Annotated in this window: 8 protein-coding genes; 2 read left to right on the top strand and 6 right to left on the bottom strand. The window is 39.9% G+C overall.

The window, feature by feature from the left end; genetic code table 11:
- Positions 1-1366: flotillin lipid rafts scaffold protein FloT (locus tag BW986_RS06520; RefSeq protein ID WP_076366160.1), on the bottom strand; the 1366-nt coding region annotated here is incomplete at its 3' end.
- Positions 1367-1386: 20 nt separating this feature from the next.
- Entirely contained in the window at positions 1387-1905 is a 519-nt protein-coding gene (locus BW986_RS06515; protein ID WP_076366158.1) for an NfeD family protein, read from the bottom strand.
- A gap of 325 nt (positions 1906-2230) precedes the next feature.
- On the opposite strand from BW986_RS06515, the gene BW986_RS06510 reads away from it, so the two are divergent.
- Positions 2231-2803 carry a biotin transporter BioY gene (locus tag BW986_RS06510; protein WP_076366156.1) on the top strand — a complete coding sequence of 191 codons (573 nt, stop codon included), beginning with the start codon at positions 2231-2233 and terminating at the stop codon, positions 2801-2803.
- A gap of 270 nt (positions 2804-3073) precedes the next feature.
- Here the strand turns inward: BW986_RS06510 and BW986_RS06505 are convergent, their stop codons facing one another.
- Together BW986_RS06505 and trhA are read right to left on the bottom strand one after the other, a co-directional pair.
- Positions 3074-3559: a YusW family protein gene (locus BW986_RS06505; RefSeq protein ID WP_076366154.1), complete on the bottom strand. Its 486-nt coding sequence runs from the start codon at positions 3557-3559 to the stop codon at positions 3074-3076.
- Positions 3560-3656: 97 nt separating this feature from the next.
- Positions 3657-4301, bottom strand: coding sequence for a PAQR family membrane homeostasis protein TrhA (trhA, locus tag BW986_RS06500; RefSeq protein ID WP_076366152.1), 645 nt, complete (start codon positions 4299-4301; stop codon positions 3657-3659).
- A gap of 158 nt (positions 4302-4459) precedes the next feature.
- On the opposite strand from trhA, the gene BW986_RS06495 reads away from it, so the two are divergent.
- Complete coding sequence (locus BW986_RS06495; RefSeq protein WP_076366150.1) at positions 4460-5047, top strand: DUF2087 domain-containing protein; 588 nt, start codon at positions 4460-4462, stop codon at positions 5045-5047.
- A gap of 62 nt (positions 5048-5109) precedes the next feature.
- Here BW986_RS06495 and BW986_RS06490 read toward each other — a convergent pair whose 3' ends face one another.
- A complete protein-coding gene (locus tag BW986_RS06490) occupies positions 5110-5709 on the bottom strand; it encodes a cell wall hydrolase (RefSeq protein WP_081395507.1) in 600 nt (199 codons plus the stop codon).
- A 105-nt stretch (positions 5710-5814) separates the two neighbouring features.
- The gene (locus tag BW986_RS06485) at positions 5815-6390 is read right to left on the bottom strand and encodes a GNAT family N-acetyltransferase (RefSeq protein ID WP_076366148.1); all 576 of its coding nucleotides are present in this window, start codon (positions 6388-6390) and stop codon (positions 5815-5817) included.
- Positions 6391-6398: the final 8 nt, after the last annotated feature.

The following is a 6398-nucleotide window of genomic DNA, read 5'->3' as shown; positions in this document are numbered from 1 at the left end:
CATACCCAGTCACTTTATTGGCCCCGCCATTCGCACCGCTTCCACCTGTATCCACTACAGTGATTTTGTCGATATTACTAAGCGGACTTGCCACTTGTTTGGCATACTCCGGAAGCATTTTCAAGATCATATCCATGACGGCTGCCTGACCGAACTGTTCAAATGCTTCGGCAATCTTCTGCTTGGCTTCGGCCTCTGCTACCCCTTTTAACCGGATGATTTCCGCTTCTGTCGTACCTTGGGCCCTTTGTGCGTCCGCTTTAGCAAGACCATCCATGCGAACACGTTCCGCTTCGGCTTTTGCCATGGCTTCGATTTTATACTTATCGGCATCCGCTTCCGTTATCTGTTTCATTTTATTTGCGGAAGCCGCCTGCTCTACCGCATAACGGTCGGCATCCGCCTTTTTCTTCACTTCGGAATCATATTGCTTTTCACGGCGAAGGATTTCTTTTTCCTCCAGCTCGATTTGCTTTTGACGTTCGATGATCCTGATTTGCATTTCCTGTTCTGTTACATCCTGTTTAGACCTGGCCGTTTCAAGATCGTAAGCTTGGTCAGCTCGTGCTTTGGCAATATCCTGCTCGCGACGGTATTCCGCAACCTTCAGCTTGTTGATTTTTTCGGCTTCGGCTATTTCCGTTGCCCTTTCAAGTTCGGCACGCTGGGCTTCCTTCGAAGCTTCGGCACGCTTGATTCGCGTTTCTTTCTCTGCTTCTGCGGTAGCTATATCGGCATCCCTCTTCACTTGTGCAATCCTTGGTTTACCGAGCGATTCAAGATATCCATTTTTGTCCCGAACATCTTTTATAGTGAACGATACGATGATGAGTCCCATTTTAGCTAAATCCTGCGAGGCTACCCTCTGTACTTCCTGGGAAAACTTTTCGCGGTTTTTATAAATTTCCTCGACTGTCATCGACCCAAGGATGGAACGAAGATGCCCTTCCAGGACTTCCCTCGCTTCCTGTTCACGGTCATCTTTGGATTTACCTAGGAATTGCTCCGCCGCTGTGGCAATATCGGTGATCGAACCGCCAATCTTGATTATCGATACACCATCAGCCATGACTGGAACTCCCTGTTCTGTATATACTTCAGGAGTTGAGACCTCAAGCTTGCTTGACAACAAGCTAAGTGGTTCCGCTTGCTGGAACACCGGGAGAACGAAAGCGCCCCCTCCGCGGACGATTTTAATTTTATTTCCTGATTCGTCGATGTGAACATTTTTGCTTCCTAAGTAGCTTCCGGTCACGATCAATGCTTCATCAGGACCAGCCGTGCGATATTTCGTAATAAAGACAGCAATAAGTGCGATAAGTAAAAATGCAACAATGGCGACAACAATCCAAACCAAATTAAACATACCCTACCTCCAACCTTTTTTTAATCCTGGTGGGGCATAACATAGACAACCCCGTTTTTAACTTCGATGATCAAGACCTTTGAATCCGAAACAATTCCTTCATTCTTATAACTGACCGCAGTTTTCGCGATGCTTCCACTGATGCTTTCAATCAGGACTTCCCCAAACCCGTCAACCGGGATTGATGTCAGAACCCTGCCAACCCTCCCTCTCAGATCATTATCATGAAATGTCAAACTTTCTTCCGCTGATGAGATGGGAATCAAAACAAATACATTCAGTAAAGTGACGATGGTAAATGAAATGATCAGCGAAATGCCGGCACTCAATCCAGCATGGAGTCCTGTAAGCGATTCAAGCAAAAACCCACTTGCAAAAAACACGGTCAAAAAGCTAAAAATGAGTGTAGGATTAAATATATCCGGTAATTCAAGGCCGGAAAATATATCATTAAACAAGATAAATAAGAATGTTAGCCCCCCGAATATAATTAATCCATATAAATAGACTGTTTCTAATGGAACCCCAAATAACTCCATCTCTTTCATCCTTTAAATTCGATTTTTTCCAAGCCGCTTACTATTTTTTAGGACCTGGGATAAGCGTTTTACCAGCATTGATAGTCTATTGTTATAATCACCTCCATTTACTTCGCTTACCATTCATACGAATGATGCATTAAAAAAGTTTCATTTATTTTCCAAGTTTTGAATTTTACCCTTGTTTTCACTTACAAACAATGTAGTCTAATAAATCATTAATGAATTAAAATCCATAATATCATTGACAGTGTTTAGTTAACATATTAAAATTCATTATATGTTAACTCGCCATATAAATAGGTTTACATTAGGGGGAAGCACAATGAAGGAACGTCATGAGAAGTTAAGAATGATGATGGTTACAGCTTTATTTGCAGCACTTATAGGGATACTTGCCCAAATTACAATTCCACTGCCTTTAGTACCGATTACAGGACAGACTCTAGCAGTCGGTCTGGCAGCAACGATACTCGGTTCACGTTATGGAACTTCTTCCGTTTTATTATACTTGTTCATAGGGGCAGCGGGAGTGCCGGTATTCGCTGAAATGTCTGGAGGATTAGCTAAGATATTCGGCCCGACAGGCGGTTATTTATTATCCTATATCCCGACAGTATATATAACGGGTTTGATATTGGAAAAAACCCGTTTCTCAGTTGCAATGGCTTTCCTGGCAAATACAATCGGGATGATAATTACTTTGGTCATCGGTACGGTTTGGTTAAAATATATGAGTTCATTATCTTGGCCAGTGGCGTTTGCCAGCGGTTTTGCTCCATTTATAATCGTAGGTGTTTTAAAGGCATTCCTTGCGTCATGGCTTGGCATTACAATCCGTTCAAGGTTAGCCTCGGCTAATATGCTGCCAAAAAATAATGCACCACTTTCCCAATGATGGGTAAATGAAAGAGAGGGTACCGCTCGTGGTACCCTCTCTTTCATTATATTCTTCCACAAAAAAAAAGACTCTTAAATAAGAATCTTTTTTACAAGTAATTATTGCGGTCCTATCCCCATAAGTCCGAATATGAATAGCAAATGTATATGATCCCCTTTGCTAACCGTAATCATTTTACTATAGTAACAGTAATTTGACAACTATTGAGGATACACATGAACTTGCTGCCATTTTATTATTCAAGGAAGAATATGGTGACTATTTTAGTTACTTATTATTCACTTTATATTCTTTTTTCGTACCATCTTCGAAAACGACCTCTAAATCAAATTCTTGATAGTCATCCTTCAAATTAAAAGCTTTTGTCACTTCTTGAATGACTTCCTCCTCTGATGAATCTTTGGTGAATGTCAATTTTTCCAGAATCGGGGTCAATTCTTTCATTGCTTCATCACCGTAAACTTCATGCTTGTTAAGTTTGTCCTCGATCGAAGCTTCTGTTTGAGCTCCCATTGTATCATATTCAGCTTCGTATTCGTTATCATTGCCTGTATAATCCACTTCCAATTGAAAATCCTTATAAGTGAAAGGCAGTTTTTCATTATTATCCGTTCCTGTTTCAGGATTATTTTCAGCTTGATTTTCATTTTCCTGAACCGGCGGGTTTTTCACTTCATCGTTATCTTCGCCGCATCCAGCCAACACAAGCATAGCGGCAAACGGCACTGATAATATTTTGATTGATTTTCTCATTAGTTTTTCCTCCTTTAGTCTGTATACCTTATTTATTTCCTACCAGAGGTCAATTAAAACTCAAGAATTCCTCAAATACATAAAAGCGACCAAGTGATCATAGTGGAAGGATATAAAACAATACCGCAAAAAAGTGTGTGACAGATCCCCCAAGCACGAATACATGCCAAACCGCGTGATGAAACGGAAAACCGCGCCAAACATAAAATATGGCTCCAAAAGTATAAAGCAATCCCCCTGCAATCAGTAACTGGATACCTGCTGAAGGCATCGTTGCCGTAAGTGGTCCCCAAACGATAACGATCATCCATCCCATTGCAATATAGAGAATCGTCGAAAGGAAGAGGAATTTTTTCACATAGAAAGCTTTGAAGACGACCCCAATTAGTGCAACTCCCCAAATTATACCCAGGAGTGTCCAGCCTAGTGACCCTTGGATCACTAGAAGCATGATGGGCGTGTATGTTCCTGCAATGAATATATATATGGCTGAATGATCAAAGATTTCAAATATATCCTTTGTTCTGCCCTCTGGAAAACTATGCACTAAAGTGGAAGAGACGTATAAAAGCAGCATGGAAACACCATAAATGACTGAAATGACTATATGCCAAGTCGATCCTGTTTGGGCTGAGAATATGATTAAAAACACAAGTGCTGCAATACTTAACAAAACGCCGACACCGTGGGTTATCGCATTGACCACTTCTTCTTTTTTTGTATAAACATGTGTATTGGCCATGTTACAGCTCCTTAATTTTGGATTAATTTTTTAGTATCCAACCAAAGTATACATCAGATCTTCCAAGCAATATAGAAAAGTGAATATTAACTTGATTACCCCCTCTTAATTAGATTATTATCTAATTAGATGATAATCTAATTAAGGGAGGGATAAAAGTGCAATTAGAAAAATTGGTCGCATTCCATAAAACGATTGGTGATGTAACAAGGATTAGAATTATATCCATCCTGGCAAATGGTCCAAAACACGGACAGGCACTTGCCGGAATATTAAAATTGACGGCCCCGACCATCTCACACCATTTATCTAAATTGAAGGACATTAATTTAGTTAAGGATCGAAGGGAAAAAAATACGGTTTATTATTTTTTGAATGAGGATGTCCTGAAGCATTATTCATCAGCATTACCTAAAATGGTTTCAACTAAGGGGGATTCCAATAAAATGGATAATCAAAAGCTGAATTTAGAAAACAAAAAGATCCTTGAAAACTTTTTGATGCCAGATGGTCGACTAAAAACCATACCTGCACAGAGAAAAAAGAAAATGATCGTTCTTCATCATATAGCCAGCCTTTTGGAAAAGGGACGTAAGTATCCAGAAAAAGAATTGAATGAATTCATCCAGTCTTTCCATGATGATTATGCAACAATAAGGCGTGAACTCATTATCGGGAGTATCATGTACCGTGAAAACAGCATTTATGAATTGAATCCCCGCGAGATGTGGGCGGAAATCGTTTAACGGAAGGTTTCAAAAATAAAAAACCGGCCTCCCATATGGAAAGCCGGTTCTTGAGATGTAGTTTATATGGCAAAATGGTGGCCGCCGATAATTTTTATTACCTCTAATTGTTTCATCCATTCACTATCCGAAATACTAGGATTCCAAAAATACAAGGCATCATTTGTATAGCCATGGATCGCCAATGCTTCATTGACAGCTTTCTTGGCATCATCTCCTGCTGGTTTATTTATACTGCCATCACCAACAGGCGAGAATTGGTTTTTTTGATAAATCACTTCCCGTACCGTATCAGGAAATTCATCGCTATCAAGGCGATTCAAAACAACTCCTGCCACCTCGACCTTACCTCTGTATGGCTCCCCTTTAGCTTCTGCATGTACGAGCCTTGCTAATAATTCTTTATCTTTTTCATTCATTACATGTGGAATAATCAATGTTTTACCGGGCTCGGCAACATTATTTACATTATTATTGACTTCTTTCAACTTTCCGATAGGAACACCGTACTGCTTCGCAATATCCCATATCGATTCACCTTGTTTAATGACATGTTTGGTTGCTCCATCCGAAGCTTTACTGGTCGTTCCCTTAGGAAAAGCTATCCCAAGTATGATGACACTTAGAGTCATTATCACGGTTATTATAACTGATAATTTCATCCTGTAACCTCCTCGTTAAGCATCTTCCAAGGATAACAGACCATATGTGAGAAAACAGTGCTAAATTTTTTCCAAGGAAATGTAGGAAAAATTTTCAAGGGTCTATTAACTTCGAAATTTTAATGATTCCCATTCTTCCCGTAGCATTCCCATTTTAATTGAATCATAATAATGACCATCATGATAACGGCATTTTCTCATCCTTCCCTCTACTTGCATGCCTACCTTTTCTCCAACTGCGATCATACGTTCATTACCAGACCAAGTCGTCAGACCAACCCGCTCAATCTCCATTTTTTCGAATAAATAGCTTATGAATAACATTAACGCCTCTGTTCCATAACCTCCATTCCAATACTTGGGCTCAAATATCGTAATTCCGATTTCAAGCCAACGTGAAGGTTCATGTTCCCAGTAATATACAACAGATCCTATTATTTGATCGTTTTTTTCCATTAATAGCTCAGAGTATGCCCCCTTTTTTTCATCATAGGTTCTATGTTTCGTTTCCTGATCGATATACGTTTGGAAATCAATGAGTTCAAGCGGATGATAAGGTGCATCCCACTTTTTCCATTCTGGAGCTGCTTCGCCATATTTCAGGCTCCATAAACGTTTTAAATCGACTTGTTTAACATTCCTCAATATTACTTTACTTCCTTCAATCCAAACATCGTCCAATCCGCTTC

Origin of the sequence: Peribacillus simplex (genome assembly GCF_900156045.1) — a bacterium.
Taxonomy (GTDB): domain Bacteria; phylum Bacillota; class Bacilli; order Bacillales; family DSM-1321; genus Peribacillus; species Peribacillus simplex_D.
The sequence above is the reverse complement of the archived record's forward strand: the minus strand, read 5'-3'. Positions and strand labels throughout refer to the sequence as shown.